We start from the raw sequence: 18,397 nt of genomic DNA, 5'->3' as shown, positions 1-18,397 counted from the left end.
CACCGAACAACCCACCACACCAGAACGACAGGAAGCCCGCGAACCACCGACTGCAACCTGCACGACCCGAAACCAGCCGAAACCAAAATCACCCCGTCTGGAGAACCTGAGAGAGATGATTTTCGAATCGGCTGCCGACGCCGTCACCCGGCTCATCCTCTTCGTCGGCCTTCCGCTCTTGATCGGCCTCTTTTACCTGGAGGGGCTCGTGGTCGGCAAACTATTCCAGCCGCCTGTCGTCTTCGTGTCCGTCGTCGCAGTCACGACTCCGTCGTGGCCGATTCTCGCCCTCCTGTGTGGGGGCTGTACGCTCTCGGTTGTGGCCGGACAGTGGACGACCTACCGGAGTTTCGACACCAATACCCCCAGACCAGTCGGACGGCTCCGACAGCGAGTTTTTCTGGAAACACTACCTGGAAGAGCCCTCGAGCGGATCGGCGAGAGCCGCTTTCGATACATCGAGCGGGTGTTCGACCGCTACGGCGGTGCGAGCATCTTTGTGACCACCTTCCTCCCCATCGTCAGGGGGTTGGTGGCCATCCCCGCTGGCGTCAGTTCCTACCCGGTGAAGTGGTTCCTCGCGATGACCCTCGTCGCCAACGTCCTGTATTTTTCGTTGCTGGTCGGCGTTTCCCACGGACTGCTGCGGGTGCTGGGAATCGGGTAGCCGGTGGCTGATTGGATCGACACCACTTAAACGGCTTCCGCATGGGCAGGAGACGACGACGGCGTCAGTCCGAGGTACTCCTCGAGCGTCCGCAACTCGTCCTCGGTGCGGCCGAAGGCTGCAATGTCGTTGTCGTCGACGGTGTTGTCGACTTTGAGCGAGCGTGCCTGGTCGGGGCCGAAGGGAATGAACGGTACTGGCCCGGCGACGGTCAGTCCGAGCTTCGCCAGCGCCATCGGCACGGGGAGCACCGTCAGGAATTTCCCCTCGGCCTCGTAGGCCAGTTCGGCCACTCGTTTCATCGTGAGCACTTCGGGGCCACCGATCTCGTAGCGTTTCCCAATGTGACGGTCGTCCTCGAGGGCGTCCGCCAGCATCGGTACCAGGTCACCGACCCAGATGGGCTGGAACGGGGTCTTTCCGCCGCCGGGGAGTCCGGTGAGATACGGCGTCGTGAGTTTTTTCGTGAACTCGACGAACTCGGCTCCGTCACCGAAGACGACCGACGGACAGAAGATCGTCCACGCGAGCGAGGAGTCCCTGACGACCTCCTCAGCCTGCCCTTTCGCTCGAAGGAACGCCGTGGGAGCGTCGGGGTCGACACCGAGGCCACTCATCTGGACGAAGCGATCCGTGCCGCCCTCCTCGGCCGCTCGAACGAGGTTTTCCGTCCCCTGTAAGTGTACCTCCTCGTGGCTCGTGCCGCTTGGAGGTTGGTACAGCGGGGACAGGGAAACGAGGTTGATGACCGCGTCGTGGTCGGCGACCGTTTCGGCGATCGAATCGTACGCCTGTGCGTCGCCCATCGCCGTTTCGACGCCCTCGGGAACGGACGTTGGGTCGGGATTTCGAGACAGCGCAGTCACCGCGTGGCCCCGATCCCGGAGTTCCGCACACAGGTTCGTCCCGATGAAGCCGGTTCCGCCAGCGACCAGTACGTTCATGTCCGACTGTACGATGTCGTCCCCAATATAAGTGTGACCTACCCTGTAAGGTCTGGCGACCTCGAGCACGAGTTACAGTCCGCCGCGGGCGGTCATCAACATAGCAGCATCCCTCGAGCCACTCTTAACATATCAACACACCCTCGAGCGGCCGTCGGCACACGACCACCCCTCGAGCGGCCGTCGACACACGACCACCCCTCGAGCGGCCGTCGACACATAATTGTACCCCACGCGGCGATATCCGTGTATGCTGGTCACGCTCGAGGGACTGGACGGCACCGGAAAGACGACCGTCTGGGAGGCGTTGCACGACTTCTACCCGGAGGCGACGTTCACTCGCGAACCCACCGCCGGCGAGACCGGTTCGTGGTACGGCGAGGCCGTCTACCGATCGATCGAGGACGACGATGCCGACTCGCTGGCGGAGCTGTTTCTGTACACTGCCGATCACGCCGACCACCTCTCACGGGTCATCGAACCCGCCCTCGAGCGCGGCGACCTCGTGATCTCCGATCGGTACGCCGACTCCCGCTACGCCTACCAGGGCGCCACACTCGAGGGGCGGATCACCCGGCCGATGGAGTACATCATCGGCATTCACCGAGCGTTCACGATCGAGCCCGATCTGACGATTTACCTCGATCTGGATCCCGAGACTGCCGCCGCCCGCGCCGGGGCGACGAACAAGTTCGAACACGCCGCCTACCTCGCGCAGGTGCGGGACAACTACGACCGACTGATCGCCGACGATCCGAGACGTTTCGTCCGCATCGACGCAAGCCAGCCACCCGAAGACGTGCTCGAGCAAATTGAAACGGTGCTAGCCGACCGACTCGAGGCCGAACACTGAACGTTGAACACTGCACGCTGAAACACTACACGCTGAAACACTGCACGCAGAACACTGAACGCTGAACACAGAGATTTCCCACTACTCCGCCGTATCCGGTAACTCGACGTCCTCCGGATGGGGCATCCAGAAGACGTCGATGGTGTAGCCGAGCAGCACCGGCAGGGCGATCACGACGACGAACACCATCTCCGCCGAGCCAAGGTCGGGGCCCAGGCCGAGCGTTCCCGAGAGGACGAGCATCGAAGCGAACAGCGCGACCGGGATCAGAAAAGCGATGTAGATCAGCGACCCCCACTGCGTCTCGAGCCTGATGCGGAAAAATCGCGTGGCGATGGCCGCAAACAGCGTGTGGAGACCCACGATGACGAGGAGACCGATCGCGTCGACGGGCGAGACCATACCTCGAATAGCGGCCCGACGCTCTTTTCGGTATCGGAACCAGAATCACTTTTACGGCTGCGTTCGATCCCATCCCATGAAACGAATTATCGGGGCCTACGACCTCGAGGAGACGCCGTTTTCCACGGCGGACGCGCTGGCGTGTTACCGTGATCTGGTACGGACGCGGCGCTTCGACGAACGGGCGCTGGCTCTCCAGCGCCGCGGCTGGATGAGCGGCTATCCACCGTACAAGGGGCAGGAAGCGTCCCAGGTGGGGGCTGCCCACGCTCTCTCCGAGAGCGACTGGGTCGTCCCGACGTACCGCTCGAACGCCCTCCAGATCGCACACGGCGTACCGATGAGCGACATCTTCCTATTCCGACGGGGCCACCCCGAGTACACCTCCGACCACGACCTGAACGTCTTCCCGCAGGCGGTGCCGATCGCGACCCAGATTCCCCACGCGGCCGGTCTTGGAATGGCGGCGAACTACCGTCGCGACGACGACGCTATCCTCTGTTACTTCGGCGACGGCGCGACGAGCGAAGGCGACTTCCACGAGGGACTCAACTTCGCCGGCGTCTTCGACGCCCCCGTCGTCTTCTTTTGTGAGAACAACGACTGGGCGATCTCGCTCCCCCGGGAGAAACAGACAGCCAGCGCGACCATCGCCCAGAAGGCCGAGGCCTACGGCTTCAACGGCGTCCAGGTCGACGGCAACGACCCGCTCGCCGTCTGGGAGATCACCCACCGCGCACTCGAGCAGGCACGCGAAGGGACGCCGATCCTCGTCGAGAGCCTCACCTACCGACAGGGGGCCCACACGACGAGCGACGATCCCTCCAGGTACCGCGAGGAGCGCGACGACCTCCCCGAGTGGCGAACTGCCGACCCGCTCGAGCGGTACGAGGCCTATCTCCGTGAGCAGGGGATCCTCGACGACTCCATCGTCGAGTCCGTTCGAGATGACGTCGAGGCCGAACTCGAGGAGGCGGTCGAGATCGCCGAATCGACGCCTGCTCCCGATCCGGCGGACGTGTTCGACCCCGTCTACAGCGACGCGACGCCGCGACTACTCGAGCAGCGCGAGTGGCTCGACGGGTTCCTCGAGGAGCGAGACGTGCAGGAACTCGAGCACTGATTGGTTCGCAGTCGAAATATCAGATCAATCCATCGCGATGTACGTCTGGGTATCCTCGACGCCCCGAACGCCCTGAATGCGCGTCGCCGCGATCTCCTTGACCGCCGCTGGTGTATCGACGCGTGCCTTCGCGATGATGTCGACGTCACCGGCGACGATGTGCGCCGATTCGACGCCCTCGATTCCCTCGATCGTGTCTCGCAGTCGATCCGCCTCGCCGGTGTTCGCTTTGATCATCACAAATGCAGTTACCATGTTACATTCCTCCTGATCCGTGTTCCGCTCTCGAGGCCGTCCCTGCAGACGACCTCGACGAGTTCCCCTGAGTGTCTTGCTCCCCGACGAGGATCTGTCTGATGTCGCTCAACACGTCGAAATCGGCGAGTACAACGAGCCGATCGCCGGTCTCGAGTGACTCATCGGCCGTCGGAATAGCGAGTGGTGCGTCCTGTTTGCCAAACGCCAACACCGTCGCGTCGGCCGGCAACTCGAGTTCGCTGATCGTGTAGCCGCGAACGGGGGCCTCGTCGGTGATCGTCAGTTCGACGACCTGGAGGTGCTGAGCGATGTCCGCGATGGCCCGGATCGTCCCGCCGAGCAAGGCGTTTTTCGCGCCCATCGCACCGAGTCGTTCGGGGTAGATCACGTCGTCGACCTCGTCGGCGTACTTCCGGTAGATCTCTTCGCGATAGTCCTCGTCGATCCGCATGATCGTCCGACAGCCGTAGTGTTTCCCGATCATACAGGCCGCGAAGTTGGCGTTGAGGTCGCTCGTCAGCGCACCGAGTGCGTCCGCCTTTTGAATGCCTGCTTGCTCGAGTAACGCTTCGCGGGAACCGTCGCCCTGAACGACCTCGAACTCCTGGGTGTGAGCGCGACGAACCGCCGTCTCGTCGCGCTCGATGAGGGTCACGTGGTGTCCCTCCTCGCGGAGAACGCGCGCGGTTCGGAGCCCGACTCGACCGGCACCGATGATGACAAACCGCATGAACAGGGAGTACGCTGGCCTCCTTGAATAGTGTTACCCCAACCCATGGATCTCCAGCGGTGCGTTCCTCGGATCCGATCGCCGATCCGCATTCGTCGATTCGAGGGAGATGGCCCTCTCGAGAGTGGCTTCCTGAACATGGCGACGTGCCTTCTACAACGAAAAACCAATTCGGGACAGTCACGCTTTTGGGAACGGCCGAACTCTCACGGGACATGCGAACGAGTTTGAACGTCCCCGATGAGACCCTGGACGCGTTCGACGCGGTGTGGCAATCACAGGGCATTAGCTCCCGTTCCCGTGCCGTCCGAGAAGCTATGCAGGAGTACATCGAATCCCATCAGGATCTCGACGAGATGGCCGGTACCGTCGCCGCAGTCATCGTCTTCGACTACAGTTACGACGCCGTCGTACAGGATATTCACGAAATCCAGCACGCGTACGAACATCTCGTCAACTCCTCGAGTCACGTCCACCACGGAAACTGGTGTCTCGAAACCGTCCACTGCACGGGCGATCCGGATGGGATACGCGAACTCGTGTATCGGCTCCGGGATTTCGACGCGGTCAATCGGGTGAAGTTGATGATCGTCGATGGAACCGATAGCGGACAGTCGATCGCCGATCACGAATCGGCTCACGATCACTGACAGACCGACTGGCAATACACGTATCTGCTTCTGTCACCCGATAACGGACTGAACCAGGTGAGAAAACCGAATACCTATCGCAATGGTGGGTCACCTGTCGGCGCTCAGTCCGACGCCGCTTTGACGGTCGTTTCGGCGCTCTGGAGCGGTGAACTCACAGCAAGCAGGAGGGCAGAACCGGCGATACAGGCGATGCCGGCGAGCGAAAGCGCGAGAAGCGGGGAGGCCACGTCCGAGATGACACCGCTTCCGAGTTGGAACGGGATCACCGTCACCGAGCTCACCATCGCCATGGCACTGAGCACGGATGCCCGTCCGACCGTCCCGACGTGGGAGTTAATGTGCTGGATCGCGAGCGACCGCGAGGTCTCCACGACGCTGCGTGAGACGAGCAATACCGGAATCGCAAGTACCGGAAGGAACCAGATGCTCGTCAACCCGACACCGACGATAAATGGAACCGCCAGGAACCACCCTTTGATGCCGATCGTCTCGTAAATCCGGCCCGTGTGGTAACTCAACGCGGCCGCAAAGAGGCTAATTACCGCATAGAACCAGCCCAACAGCGGTTCGACGGTTCCTTCTGGGGTGCCGAGCTCGAGCACCGCCGTCTCGAACACGGGTTGCAGGAAAATCGACGTGATGTAGAGAACGGCCGCGAACAACACGAAGTAGTACAACACGAACGCCCTGATTCGTCGAATTCCGATGGTTCGTCTGATCACGTCGACCGACTCACGAAACTGCAGCCGATCCGTATTCGCCGACTGATAACTGGTCGGTTCGGGCATCGTCAGCACGACGCCGACACCGACTGCCATGACCCCAGCCGCGAGGAAGAAGGGGTATGCGAGATTGAATCCGGCCACATACCCACCGACGACGGACGCACCAGCACCGATAACGAGTGCGAGTGCTTCGCCGCGTCCACGAACGTGGGCAAATCGATCGCTCCACCCGTTATCGGTAAGGCTGTCGTACAACCAGGCATCCTCACTCCCCGACCGAAAATTGTACCCCATCGACCAGCAAACGAACAGCACGAGCAACCCGAGAAAGGAGCTGGCGAAACCGATCCCGATGAGCGTCAGCGTAATCAAGACCGATCCGATGAGCAGGGATGGGCGTCGGCCAAACCGATCGCTGACGTACCCGGTCGGAACTTCTCCGAGGAGCGTCGTCAAATTGTACGCCACCTCGAGCAACACAACCTGGGTGAACGTGAGTCCCTGCGAGAGAAAATACAGGTACATGATGGGGCGATAAAACTCGACGGCTTTGGTGGATTTGTACAGATAGTACTTTAGAATAATAGGTGAAGTTGGCAAATCCACTTTGAAGTCCATGCTGATTATCCGAAATCGGCAAGTTAGTATGAATGTTGTTATGACGAAACAGCCACCTTCGTAATACCGTTCCGTCGAACGCGATACTTAGTGGTTAGATTGGCCCTGAATTCGTCCGTGACGCTCGGTAAACTGCGTCTCACAGGAGGTACAGCAGAACTGTTTGAGTTCGCCGTTGATCCGAGTTACCACCCCTTCGCTGGTGACGGTGTTGCCACACTCAGCACAGGAGAGGGCGAATTCGGTTCCACTCAACGTAAAGGAACGATCGGTTTCAGCGAGCAGTTTGACGTCGTACTCGCTGATCATCGACTGATCGAGTTGGCTCACGATCCACTCGCGAGGGTTCGTTTCGGGAACGTTTGCGTAAAAGACGAGATCCGAACTCACCGTCGCATAGACGTGCTCTACCTCCGGAATCGACAGGAGTTGTCGTTTCACGATATCGAAACACTGTGGACGAACCGTAACATCGACGAGAATTGGAAGGCTTCGACGAAGCTGTGATCGATCGATATCGATCGTAAACTGGCGAATAATGCCCTGTTCCTCGAGTTTACTGACGCGATCTGAAACGGCGGGTGCTGAAAGGTCGATAGCGCTCGCAACCTCGTTGAACGGCCGACGGCCGTCTTCGGCGAGCAGTCGAAGAATTTCGAGATCAGTTTCGTCAAACCGTTGCATACTGGACGTTTCGAATCGACCATCATATATTTTTGCTTGGCGGCGCTCAATTCCTATCATACCAAAGTATCACTGCCACCATACGCACAGTTCTGAAGTTGTAGTGGTTTCAGACTTGGGAATGTATACATTACGCACACGCTATTCCCAGACGATGTTCGTGGTCACCATACCATTCAATTCACATGTTTAACAAATGAATATTTTCCAAAGTCGCCAATTCGCCTATCTATACAAAGCAATATCAAGATATTCAATAGTTTGCTAATTATTCCAGTAAATATAGATGCAATATTAAAGTTCATGGTGGCGTGAATCCCGATAGTATATAAATAACACGCCTTGCGGAGCTATAACCTTTATTTACACCCGCTATAGAGAGGTGGTATCGATATCGAACGCGAGAGTGTTAATAGATGACATACGACACAAGCGACAAAACAAGGCGAACCGTTCTGAAGACAGTTGGAGCTGCTGGGGTAGTCGGCGTAGCTGGTTGTCTGGGTGGTGACGACTCGAGCGAAAGCGACAACGGAGATGGTAACGGGGGCGACGATCAGGAAGACCGGGATCGGAGCGACCAGAATCGAGTCCCCCACGCCACCATCGCCATCAACGACGATCCGACTCGAGACGACTGGAACCATTACGGTGGCGTGACGCCGTACTGGACGAACATTCTCGAGCCACTCGTGTGGGTTTCGAACGAGATGGAACTCGTCCCGTGGCTGGCCACCGAATGGGAACAGACCGGGGAGCGAACCTGGGAGTTCTCGCTTCGAGAGGGGGTACAATTTCACAACGGTGAGGAAGTCACTGCAGACGAGGTCGTGTTCTCGTTCGAAAACATCCTCGACGAGTACGTCTGGGCACCGGGTTGGTTACATCTCGAATCGGGCAACATCGAGGCGCTCGATACGCACCTGGTCGAGTTCACCACGACCGATCCGTTCCCCACGTTCCCAGGAACGATTGCGCACAATATGGTCGCGATCCAGCACCCCGACCGGGATCACACCGAAGACAGAGTGATCGGAACCGGCCCGTTCCAGGTCGAGGAGATCGAACAACATCAGGAGGTACGGACGAGCGCGTTCGAAGACTACTGGAACGACGAACCGATCCTCGAGGAACTCACGTTCCGGGTGATCGAGGATCCCAACACGCGAACGCTCTCCCTTGAAAACCGCGAAATTGACGTAGCACTCGCCCCGCCACGGAGCCGTATTGCTTCGATCGAGTCCGACGACTCGTTGTATCTCGATCGACAGAGTCGACCCGGGGCAGGTTACGTCGGTATCAACATACACAAATCACCGACCGACGACGTGGCGCTCCGCCAGGCGTTGAATCACGCCATTTCCCAGGAGACCATCGTCGACACGATTCTCGAAGGGGTCGGCGATCCCGGTCGCGGACCGATTTCCCCGATCATCTACTGGTCTGCTCACGACGAAATTACCGACTACGAAAAGGACGACGATCTCGGAGCCGAACTCGTCTCCGAGTCGGGCTACGACGGCGAAACCCTCGAAATCCTCGTGGCAAACGACCTCGTCGACGGCCGTGAGATGGCGCAGGTCATCCAGGGCTCACTCGACGGAATCGGCGTCAACTCGGACATTCAGGTGCTCGAGCGGGCGGCCTACTCCGAGGCCGAGCGCGACGGAGAGGCACACCTGATCCTCAAAGAGAGCGGATCGAACAGCGGTGACGCTGACTACATCATCTACGAGGGGTTCCACTCCGAAGGCGACGTCAATCAGCGGCTGTACGAAGAGGAAGGAACCGGGCTCCACAACCTGGGTGGCGAGGTCGACGACCTCATCGAACAGGGCTTCCAGACTGGCGACGAGGACGAAAAGGCAGCCGCCTACAAGGAAGCACAACAACACATCGCCGACGAGGCCGTCACGATTCCACTCTACTACAGCGAGTTCATCGCTGCAGCCCACGAGAATATCGATGGCGCAAACCTCGGTGCCGTCCCGCAGTTCTCTCGCTGGACTGATCTCGAGCACTGGGAATAACGCGACACACTATCTACGATGTGGAAATTCGTACTTCAACGATCCGTCTCGGCGGTTTTCGTTCTCTTCGGCGTGTCTGTACTGACGTTTCTCCTCGTATTTTTCACGCCAGGAGATCCAGCCGAGACGATTCTCCGACAACAGATGGGGGGACAAACGCCCTCGGCCGAAGCGATCCAGCAGTTTCGGTCAGACCAGGGGTTAAACGACCCCATCCCCGTTCAGTACGTCGACTGGGTGACGAGCATCCTCCAGGGTGACCTGGGGCAATCGTACCACAGTGACTCCTCCGTCACGCAGTTGATCATCGACAACCTCTGGCCGACGTTCGAACTGGCACTCGCCGGGATGGCCGTTGCACTCCTCATCGCCGTTCCCACCGGCGTCATTAGCGCCGTCCACAAAGGCGGTCGCCTCGATTACGGCAGCCAGTTGGCTGCCCTGCTGGGATTGTCGATGCCCAACTTCTGGCTCGGGTACCTGCTCATGCTCGTCTTCGCAATTTATCTGAGCGTCCTCCCGACCTCCGGATACGGAACGATCGACCAACTCGTCCTTCCGGCGATCACCCTCGGAACCGGCATGGCGGCGATCATCACCCGCCTCCTCCGCTCGTCGATGCTCGAGGTACTGGACGAAGAGTACATCAGAACGGCTCGTTCGAAGGGGCTTCGCGAACGAATCGTCGTCTACAAACACGCGCTTCGAAACGCGCTAATCCCGGTGATCACGATCGTCGGCCTCCAGTTTGGCTACCTGCTGAACGGGGCCGTCATCATCGAAATCGTGTTTCAACGTCCTGGACTCGGTCGGTTACTCATCGATTCCATCTTCGCCCGGGATTATCCGATCGTTCAGGGTCTCGTGCTCGTGATCGCCGTACTGTTCGTCGTCACGAACTTCCTCGTCGACGTCGCCTATCGCTACGTCGACCCCCGAATCTCGTTTGAAGGTGCCCCAAAATGACTGACGCTGACGATACCACGGTCGCCTCCGCGTCGACGTCGACCAGACGTACACGGCTGCGGTCGCTGTATCACTCCCGTAAGGCCCGGCAGTTCCGATCGAACACGCTAAACGTCATCGGACTGGTCATCGTACTCGCGATCATCGGCAGTGCACTCTTCGCACCGTTTCTGACGCCGTACGATCCAACCGAGCAAAACCTGGAGAACCGGCTTGAATCGCCGTCGCTCGAACATCCGATGGGAACTGACCAACTGGGCCGTGACATCCTCACGAGACTGGTATACGGAGCGCAGATTTCACTTCGGATCGGCGTTATCGTCGTCGCAATTTCGCTCGCAATCGGCACGGTAGTTGGCGTCACCGCCGGATACGCCGGAGGCTATGTGGATGAGGTGTTGATGCGATTTGTCGACATCCTGCTGGCGTTTCCGGGGCTATTGCTCGCCCTCGTGATCGCTGGCATCCTCGGCCCCAGTCTGACGAACATCATGATCGCACTGGCCGTCGTCGGCTGGACGCGGTACGCTCGCGTGATACGCGGGAGCGTCCTCTCGGTCAAAGAACAGGAGTACATCAAAGCCAGTCAGTTGATGGGCGTCAGTCGGGTCAGAATCGTCGGGCGACACATCCTCCCGAACGTCATCGGACCAGTGGTCGTCCTCGCCACCATCGATATGGCCGGCGTGATCCTCGGAACGGCCGGGCTGTCGTTCCTCGGGCTCGGTGCCCAGCCGCCGACCCCCGAGTGGGGAACGATGATCTCCGAGGGGCGAAACTACCTCCAGGACGCCTGGTGGGTCGTGAACTTCCCGGGGATGGCGATCATGCTCGCCGTTCTCGGGTTCAACTTGCTCGGTGACGGACTCAGGGACGTCCTCGATCCGCGTGACACGGATACGGTTCAAAACAAGGGGCTCTAACGATGACAGAACCACTGCTTTCGGTCGACAACCTGCACACGCACTTCGACACGTACGACGGTACCGTTCACGCCGTAAACGGCGTGAGTTTCGAGATCGAACCCGGCGAAATCGTCGGCATCGTCGGCGAGAGCGGGAGCGGGAAATCCGTCACCGCGCTCTCGACGATGCGACTCGAGGATCCCGGCCGGATCGTCGAGGGGTCGATTCGGTTTCAGGGAACGGAACTGACGACCGCGACCGACCGCGAGATCCGCCAGCTCAGGGGCAGCGGACTCTCGATGGTGTTTCAGGATCCGATGACGACGCTCAATCCCGTCTTCACGGTGAGCGAACAGATCGTCGAATCCCTGAAAGTCCACGACAACCCTGAGGCGCAAACGCTCCGTGAGTACCTCCGGATCCCGTTCTTCCACGATCGGACGGACTGGCGCAAAAAGCGCGATCGAGTCGTCGAGTTAATGGAAGAAGTCGGCATTCCAAACCCGGCCGAGCGCCTCGACGCCTACCCCCACGAGTTCTCCGGAGGGATGCGTCAGCGAGCCATGCTGGCAATCGCGCTCGCGAGCGAACCGGATCTGTTGATCGCCGACGAGCCAACCACCGCTCTCGACGTCACGATTCAGGCCCAGATCCTCAAGATCATCGCCCGACTTCGCGAAGAGCACGGCATGTCAGTCGTGATGATCACCCACGACCTGGGCGTCGTCGCCGACATTTGCGATCGCGTGATCGTGATGTACGGCGGTGAGATAATGGAGCACGGTCCGGTCGAACAGATCATACGCAATCCACAGCACCCCTACACGCAGGCCCTGCTCGAGTGTATGCCTCAAGAGACTCCACGCAAAGAGAAACTGGAGACGATCGAGGGACAGGTACCCGCACAACTCGGTGGGATCAGCGGCTGTCCGTTCGCATCACGGTGTGACTACGCACACGAGGTGTGCTGGAGTGGAGACATGCCGACCGTCGACTGCGGTGAGAGTCACCAGGCGAAGTGCTGTGAACTGCAGCGTGTCAACGACGGAGAGACCGCCGCACACTCTTCCAACACAGGAGGGGGACAATGAGTTCCCACTCCAGGCACGTGAGCGACGGGCGTGACGAGGGTCGTGAACCACCGGCCGTCATCGAACTCGAGAACGTCTCGAAAGAGTTCGCACTCGAGGATTCGCTGCTCGACCGACTCATGGGCACGCGGACGACGATAACAGCCGTTTCGAACGTCTCGCTCACGGCGTACGAGGGTGAGACACTCGGAATCGTCGGGGAGAGTGGCAGCGGGAAGTCGACGCTCGCGAACCTGATCACCGGTTTGCACACCGCTACGCAGGGGACAGTACGAATCAACGGTGAAGAAGTTCGTTCGGTGACGCGTCGGTCGCCGGAGTTGCTCGCCGACGTCGGCGTTATCTTCCAGAACGCGAAATCGAGTATCGATCCTCGGCTGACCGTGCGCCAAGCGATCGCCGAACCGCTCAAGACGCAGGGGGACGGCCGTACCGAGCGCCAGCAGCGCATCGCAGAGTTACTCGAGTTGGTGAACCTCTCGGAGCGGTACGCGGATCGATACGCACACGAACTCTCCGGTGGCCAGGCTCAGCGCGTGGCGATCGCCAGGGCGATCGCCACGGAGCCACGCGTCCTGATACTCGACGAACCGGTCTCAGCACTCGACGTCTCGGTGAAAGGAAGCATCATCAACCTACTGATGCGATTACAGCGTGAACTCGGTCTCACGTACGTCATCATCAGCCACGACCTGAGCGTCGTCAAACACATCGCCGACCGAATCGCGGTGATGTACCTGGGCGAGTTGATGGAAGTCGGATCGGCCGAACCGCTCTTCGAGACGCCAGCACACCCGTACACGAAGGCGCTGCTCGAGGCGATTCCGGACACGGATCCGACCACGTCGGTTCTCGACGCTTTCGTGCTCGAGGGCGACGTGCCGAGCCCCGTGGATCCGCCGAGTGGCTGCGTGTTCCACACGCGGTGTCCCATCGCCGAAGATCGGTGTCGGAGTGAGGTGCCACCGGCCGTGGACGTCGAAACCAGTGCGTCCAAGTGTCACTTCGCAGAACGTGTACGTACCGAACAGGACGGAGTTCAGACCCCATGACGCAAAATACCGACTCCGACGTAGCCGACGACAGCCCCTCCTCAGACGTATCCGACGGCAACTCGTCTGTGGACGCCGACGAGGCGTGTCCAGAGCAGAACCCGGAACAGCCCACCCGATCGACCATCAGCGACGAACTCGAGGTACCCGACCACCAGCCCGATCCGGAAACGGCGTCGCACGTCCTCCCCGACGAAAAACTGGTCTACCCCGACTTCGAGTTCGAGGACGGAAAGATGGCCGACGACGGCGGGTTCGACCTCGAGCAATCGCTCGGTCGCGAGGAGATGCAGGCGTGGCTCGAGGAACTCTCGGGTGGCCTCGCCAGCCACGACGTGGGCGTCTCGACGCCGACCGATGCGGCTATCTTCGGCGTCGGCGGGGGCGACGTCTCGATGTCCTTCGAGCCGGACGAGAATCACACCGGTACCCTCGAGGTGACGTTCTCACTAAAAGCGAAGTTGATGACGTATTCGGACGATCCGGACGAACGACAGGCGGGCGCTCGCGGTGGCGAGGGGTTCATTCCGCTCGAGATGCTCACGGGCGAGAAGGGGCCCGAAACGTACCGGTGTTACAACTGGATTCGGGATCCGGTCGACCGCTGATTCGACCGCCCACCGACTCACTGTGGAGTCGCGCTGGCTCGAAGCCGAACGGTTTGGCTCTCTACCGAGGTGATGGTTCACTCCGCGACGATTTCCGGTTCGATGTAGACCTTTTCGATTAACGGCTCCTGATCGATGAGCGCCGTTTCGATCTCGGTGATGCGAGCGTCGATCTCCTCGGTATCCAGGTCGGGATCGAACGCCACGTCCGCGGTCACGAGGACGCTATCCGGGCCGAAGTAGACGGTTCGCAGTTCGGGTACGTCGACGACGCCCGGATGGCCGTTCACGATGGACTCGAGTGGCTCCAGGTGGCGCCTGGACAATCCTTCGCCGATCAACAGACGTTTGTTCTCGATGCCGAGCGCGAGGGCGAACCCCATCAACAGGAGGCCGATGAGTACCGCGCCGAGCGCGTCGAACACCGGGTTTCCAGTCACCTGTGAGAGGACGATGGCGACGAGCGCGATTGCCCCACCTGCGACGGCGACTGCATTTTCGGTGAGGACGGCGAGCACGGGCGTATCGCTCGTCTTCGCGAACGCCTCCCTGAAACTTTGCCAACCACGCGTTTCGGCCTCCTCCTCGAGGGCGACACGCGCTCGCCAGTAGGAGAACCCTTCTATGATGATCGTGGCAACCAGCACGAGGTAGGCAAGAGACACCGCAGGGAACGACCATTCGCCGATCGTTACAGTTCCGCTGGCCAGGACGGCACCGTGCTGGAGGGTACCAACGCCGTGTTTGAGGCTCTCCCAGCCCGCAATGGCGAACAGGAGCACTGACACGAGAAAGGCGTAGAAGAAACTCGCTTTCCCGTACCCGAAGGGATGACGACTGTCGGCCTGTTTTCGGCTGTAGTAGAGCCCGACGAGCAGGAGAATTTGATTGCCGGTGTCCGAAATGGAGTGGTACGTTTCCGCCAGCATGGACGGACTGCCGGTGAGCAGAAAGGCGACGAATTTGAGGGACGCGAGGGCGACGTTGGCAACGAACGCCACGAGAATTACGATGAGTCGCTCGGATATCGCCATTACCAGTCGTTAGTCACGTCACCCCCTAAATTCTCCCGAATGCACGCACCCTTTCCGCAATTCGCTCGAGCAGTCCGTGGGAGGGCCATCGAGAAACGATACTGACCCGTGACCGGCGTGTGGGTGAGGGCTGAGTGGATTGGCGTCGGAAAACGGTCGAGTCAGCGATCTGAACCGAGCGAATGATCCGTACGAGGGTCGAGTGACGCACTCTATTTGTGTGCTCGACAAACTTATCCGAAGAAAGTGCAGTCTGCTGCTGCAAAACGGCGCGCTTAGACGGCGGGTTCGTAGCCAGCGTCTTCGATCGCGGCGACGATGGCGTCCGTATCGGCGTCGCCTTCGACGGTGACGCTGTCCGATTCGTTGTCCGCCGAGACGGCGGAGACGCCGTCTAGTTCCTCGAGTGCCGATTCGACCGTCGATTCACAGCCGCCACAACTCATACCGGTTACCGTAATGGTTTGTGCCATACTCTGTGTTCGTCCTCCTGCCTTTTGCCAGTTTCTCATTCCAGAGTTCGATTTATCCGACCAGGTACCTTTGATTCTAAAGCCGTGTCGTGACAATAGCGCGGATCGCTGACGAAACGCAGACGTAGTCAAAATACAGTATTTGTAGTATTACGCTATACATTTTGTAGGCAGAACGGTTCCTATGCCGACTCGTCTGGTGTGTCCTCGAGCACCTCGACCACGGCCTCGAGTGCCACGGTCACGCTCTGGTGACGAACGGCGCGTCGGTCGCCGTCGAAGTGATGTCGACGTGCGTGTGCATACGAAGATTCGGTTCCCCACGGGCCGGCGTACGCTACGCCGACGTACACCGTTCCAACGGGCGCATCCGGGGAACCACCGCCCGGGCCGGCGACCCCGGTGATCGCCACTCCCCAGGTGACGTCGGCCACGTCCCGAACGCCGCGGGCCATCTCGAGGGCGACCGCTTCGGAGACGGCACCGTGTTCGTCGAGGGACTCCCGGGAGACGGCCAGGTGGCGGCGTTTCGCCTCGTAGGCGTAGACCGTGTGCCCGCTCTCGAAGTAGTCGCTCGAGCCCGGGACGGCCGTCAGGGCGCCACCGAGTAACCCGCCGGTGCAGGATTCGGCGACGGCGAGCGTGTCTCCTCGCGCACGAAGCCGGTCGCCGAGCGACGACGCCAGGTCGATAGCCGTCTCGAGGTCGGACTCGAGGTCCGCCGTGGCGGATCGGTTCGCCGGCGTCGACAAGCCATCGGTCGGTGACTCGTTTCCGCCGGTCGCGCTATTGGAGTCGTCCATGGGTCACCCGACGGCCCCCACCGTCGTCAATCGTCGGGTTCAAGTCATGATTCGGTTGCGGCCAACAGCCTCGAACGACTCGAGAGCGACCGCGCAAGAACGGCGATCACACCGAATCTCGATCGGTGTAAGTGTGGCGGGTCGTGATCAGGCCGTTTGCGTCGAACTCGTGATGATCGGCGAAGCCAAACTCGACCGATTCGCCCCCCTGCACGCCCGAAAACCGACCTCGAACGGCAACCGCTCGACGATCCGGGTCGACGAGCACCATCTCGAGGTCGTGGCTGCCGTCCTCGAGGGGGCGACCCTCCTCGTAGAACGCCCGGAGGTCGGCTTTCCCGTCGATCACGTCCTGGCCCGGTCGGTAGTAGGTGACGTCAGGGGCGAACAGCTCGAGCAAGCCTTCGATATCCTCGGCGTCGACGCGCTCGTAGTAGCGCCTGATGTGCGACTCGAGATTCGCATCAGTCTCGGGTGACCCGGCAGCGCTGTCGTCCGTCGTCCTCTCATCGGGTGCTTCGGCGGGCATATCTCGCATTCGGACGGCATTCGCCATAAGCATGTTCTACGACACCACAGGTCACCCCATCCTCCTGCGTAATCACGCCCCACTCAACGCGACGCGCACGGACGAAAGAATCACGACCGCGGCCCGCACACACTCGGGCATGGAGTACGAGACGCCACTGTTTTTCCACGTGATGGGCTACGCCGCTCGAGCGGATCGAGACGTCGTCGACATGGTCAGCGGCAACCCGGACTGGGAGCCCCCGACCGCGCTCCGGGAGGCGCTTCACGAGTACGCCGACCTGGACAGTGACCACTTCCAGTACCCGCCGAGCGAAGGATTGCGGGAGCTTCGAGAGGAGGTCGCCGCCCGACGCGGCGTCGACGTCGAGCAGGTCGTCATCACCAACGGGGCCGGCGAGGCGAACTACCTCGCGATGGCGCGAGCGCTCGAGCGCGACGCCGGAGAGGAGATCATTCTGACCGATCCAGTCTACCCGTACTACCCCGGCAAGACGACGATGCTCGGGGGGACGCCCCGGTTCGTCGAGACGGCTGCGGACGGCCAACTCGACCCCGAAGACGTCCGAAAAGTCGCGAACGAGCAAACGGCGGCCATCGTCGTGAACACCCCCAATAACCCGACTGGAGCGGTCTATCCCGAATCGACGGTGCGCGAACTCGTCGCCATCGCCGAGGAGTACGACGCCATCGCGGTGATCGACGAGGTGTACGACCACTACGACCTCTCGGGAACGTTCACGAGCGCGCTCACCGTCGACTCCGACCACCGGATCGTCACGAACGCGTTCTCGAAGTCGATGGCGATCACGGGCTTCCGGGTCGGCTACGCCATCTTCCCGCTCCACCTCGTCGAGAACGCCAAGAGCCGCCACATGCTGGTGAACGTCGCCGGGAGCTACCCCTCCCAGTACGCCGTCTTGCAGGCGCTTCGTGAGACCGAACCAGCGTACTACGAGGCCAACCGCGACCTCCTCCGCGAGCGCGTCGACTCCTTCACCGCGGCGCTCGAGGCCGCCGGTGCCGAGTACACTCGTCCCGAGGGCTCATTTTACGTGATGGCTCGCTTCGAGGGCTACCCGGGGACTCTCGAGAACGTCGAGCGACTGATCGACGAGGCGGGCGTGGCCGGCATGCCCGGCGAAGCGTTCGGCACCGCTCGCGACGACTGGCTTCGCTTCGCACTGGTGACGCCGCGCCTCGAGGAGGCTGCCGATCGGCTGGCGGCCTATTTCGAGTGAGCGGCCTCG

At 60.7% G+C, this 18,397-nt stretch carries 21 protein-coding genes; 11 read left to right on the top strand and 10 right to left on the bottom strand.

The window, feature by feature from the left end; translation table 11 throughout:
- Positions 1-115 precede the first annotated feature (115 nt).
- Entirely contained in the window at positions 116-667 is a 552-nt protein-coding gene (locus NGM68_RS06765) for a DedA family protein (RefSeq protein ID WP_252700884.1), read from the top strand.
- 26 nt (positions 668-693) lie between these two features.
- On the opposite strand, the gene NGM68_RS06760 is transcribed toward NGM68_RS06765, so the two are convergent.
- Positions 694-1,611 (bottom strand): complex I NDUFA9 subunit family protein, encoded by a 918-nt coding sequence (locus NGM68_RS06760; RefSeq protein ID WP_252700883.1) that lies wholly within the window; start codon positions 1,609-1,611, stop codon positions 694-696.
- A gap of 250 nt (positions 1,612-1,861) precedes the next feature.
- Here NGM68_RS06760 and tmk point away from each other — a divergent pair, with 250 nt between their 5' ends.
- Complete coding sequence (gene tmk, locus NGM68_RS06755; protein ID WP_252700882.1) at positions 1,862-2,464, top strand: dTMP kinase; 603 nt, start codon at positions 1,862-1,864, stop codon at positions 2,462-2,464.
- An 81-nt stretch (positions 2,465-2,545) separates the two neighbouring features.
- On the opposite strand, the gene NGM68_RS06750 is transcribed toward tmk, so the two are convergent.
- Positions 2,546-2,866 (bottom strand): DUF7991 family protein, encoded by a 321-nt coding sequence (locus NGM68_RS06750; protein WP_252700881.1) that lies wholly within the window; start codon positions 2,864-2,866, stop codon positions 2,546-2,548.
- A gap of 76 nt (positions 2,867-2,942) precedes the next feature.
- Between NGM68_RS06750 and pdhA the strand changes: the two genes are divergently transcribed.
- Positions 2,943-3,989, top strand: a complete 1,047-nt coding sequence (gene pdhA, locus NGM68_RS06745; RefSeq protein WP_252700880.1) for a pyruvate dehydrogenase (acetyl-transferring) E1 component subunit alpha — start codon at positions 2,943-2,945, stop codon at positions 3,987-3,989.
- A gap of 24 nt (positions 3,990-4,013) precedes the next feature.
- Here pdhA and NGM68_RS06740 read toward each other — a convergent pair whose 3' ends face one another.
- Together NGM68_RS06740 and NGM68_RS06735 are read right to left on the bottom strand one after the other, a co-directional pair.
- A complete protein-coding gene (locus tag NGM68_RS06740; protein WP_252700879.1) occupies positions 4,014-4,244 on the bottom strand; it encodes an Lrp/AsnC family transcriptional regulator in 231 nt (76 codons plus the stop codon).
- A gap of 1 nt (position 4,245) precedes the next feature.
- Positions 4,246-4,977 carry a potassium channel family protein gene (locus NGM68_RS06735; RefSeq protein ID WP_252700878.1) on the bottom strand — a complete coding sequence of 244 codons (732 nt, stop codon included), beginning with the start codon at positions 4,975-4,977 and terminating at the stop codon, positions 4,246-4,248.
- 215 nt (positions 4,978-5,192) lie between these two features.
- On the opposite strand from NGM68_RS06735, the gene NGM68_RS06730 reads away from it, so the two are divergent.
- On the top strand, positions 5,193-5,627 hold the full coding sequence (locus NGM68_RS06730) for a CopG family ribbon-helix-helix protein (RefSeq protein ID WP_252700877.1): 435 nt from the start codon (positions 5,193-5,195) through the stop codon (positions 5,625-5,627).
- A 104-nt stretch (positions 5,628-5,731) separates the two neighbouring features.
- On the opposite strand, the gene NGM68_RS06725 is transcribed toward NGM68_RS06730, so the two are convergent.
- A complete protein-coding gene (locus tag NGM68_RS06725) occupies positions 5,732-6,880 on the bottom strand; it encodes an MFS transporter (protein ID WP_252700876.1) in 1,149 nt (382 codons plus the stop codon).
- 180 nt (positions 6,881-7,060) lie between these two features.
- Complete coding sequence (locus NGM68_RS06720) at positions 7,061-7,657, bottom strand: winged helix-turn-helix transcriptional regulator (protein WP_252700875.1); 597 nt, start codon at positions 7,655-7,657, stop codon at positions 7,061-7,063.
- A gap of 416 nt (positions 7,658-8,073) precedes the next feature.
- Here NGM68_RS06720 and NGM68_RS06715 point away from each other — a divergent pair, with 416 nt between their 5' ends.
- The 6 genes from NGM68_RS06715 to NGM68_RS06690 are packed head-to-tail and all read left to right on the top strand — an operon-like array spanning position 8,074 to position 14,309.
- The gene (locus tag NGM68_RS06715) at positions 8,074-9,687 is read left to right on the top strand and encodes an ABC transporter substrate-binding protein (RefSeq protein ID WP_252700874.1); all 1,614 of its coding nucleotides are present in this window, start codon (positions 8,074-8,076) and stop codon (positions 9,685-9,687) included.
- An 18-nt stretch (positions 9,688-9,705) separates the two neighbouring features.
- Positions 9,706-10,653 carry a nickel ABC transporter permease gene (nikB, locus tag NGM68_RS06710; protein WP_252700873.1) on the top strand — a complete coding sequence of 316 codons (948 nt, stop codon included), beginning with the start codon at positions 9,706-9,708 and terminating at the stop codon, positions 10,651-10,653.
- On the top strand, positions 10,650-11,576 hold the full coding sequence (gene nikC / locus NGM68_RS06705; protein ID WP_252700872.1) for a nickel transporter permease: 927 nt from the start codon (positions 10,650-10,652) through the stop codon (positions 11,574-11,576). Before nikB ends, nikC begins: the two co-directional genes overlap by 4 nt.
- A gap of 2 nt (positions 11,577-11,578) precedes the next feature.
- Entirely contained in the window at positions 11,579-12,649 is a 1,071-nt protein-coding gene (locus NGM68_RS06700) for an ABC transporter ATP-binding protein (RefSeq protein ID WP_252700871.1), read from the top strand.
- The gene (locus NGM68_RS06695; protein WP_252700870.1) at positions 12,646-13,701 is read left to right on the top strand and encodes an ABC transporter ATP-binding protein; all 1,056 of its coding nucleotides are present in this window, start codon (positions 12,646-12,648) and stop codon (positions 13,699-13,701) included. The genes NGM68_RS06700 and NGM68_RS06695 overlap by 4 nt, the downstream gene beginning before the upstream one ends.
- Entirely contained in the window at positions 13,698-14,309 is a 612-nt protein-coding gene (locus NGM68_RS06690; RefSeq protein ID WP_252700869.1) for a hypothetical protein, read from the top strand. Before NGM68_RS06695 ends, NGM68_RS06690 begins: the two co-directional genes overlap by 4 nt.
- 77 nt (positions 14,310-14,386) lie before the next feature.
- Here the strand turns inward: NGM68_RS06690 and NGM68_RS06685 are convergent, their stop codons facing one another.
- The 4 genes from NGM68_RS06685 to NGM68_RS06670 form a co-directional block, all read right to left on the bottom strand.
- Complete coding sequence (locus NGM68_RS06685; RefSeq protein ID WP_425493616.1) at positions 14,387-15,337, bottom strand: cation diffusion facilitator family transporter; 951 nt, start codon at positions 15,335-15,337, stop codon at positions 14,387-14,389.
- Positions 15,338-15,618: 281 nt separating this feature from the next.
- Positions 15,619-15,816: a heavy-metal-associated domain-containing protein gene (locus NGM68_RS06680; protein WP_252700867.1), complete on the bottom strand. Its 198-nt coding sequence runs from the start codon at positions 15,814-15,816 to the stop codon at positions 15,619-15,621.
- A gap of 182 nt (positions 15,817-15,998) precedes the next feature.
- Entirely contained in the window at positions 15,999-16,619 is a 621-nt protein-coding gene (locus NGM68_RS06675) for a CinA family protein (RefSeq protein ID WP_252700866.1), read from the bottom strand.
- Positions 16,620-16,725: 106 nt separating this feature from the next.
- Positions 16,726-17,148 (bottom strand): nuclear transport factor 2 family protein, encoded by a 423-nt coding sequence (locus NGM68_RS06670; RefSeq protein ID WP_252700865.1) that lies wholly within the window; start codon positions 17,146-17,148, stop codon positions 16,726-16,728.
- Positions 17,149-17,287: 139 nt separating this feature from the next.
- Between NGM68_RS06670 and NGM68_RS06665 the strand changes: the two genes are divergently transcribed.
- Positions 17,288-18,388: a pyridoxal phosphate-dependent aminotransferase gene (locus tag NGM68_RS06665; protein ID WP_252700864.1), complete on the top strand. Its 1,101-nt coding sequence runs from the start codon at positions 17,288-17,290 to the stop codon at positions 18,386-18,388.
- The last annotated feature ends 9 nt before the right edge of the window (positions 18,389-18,397 follow it).

This window comes from Natronosalvus vescus (assembly GCF_023973145.1).
In the GTDB taxonomy this organism is placed as follows: Archaea; Halobacteriota; Halobacteria; order Halobacteriales; family Natrialbaceae; genus Natronosalvus; species Natronosalvus vescus.
Note: the sequence above shows the minus strand (reverse complement) of the source record. Positions and strands in the feature narration are given on the sequence as shown.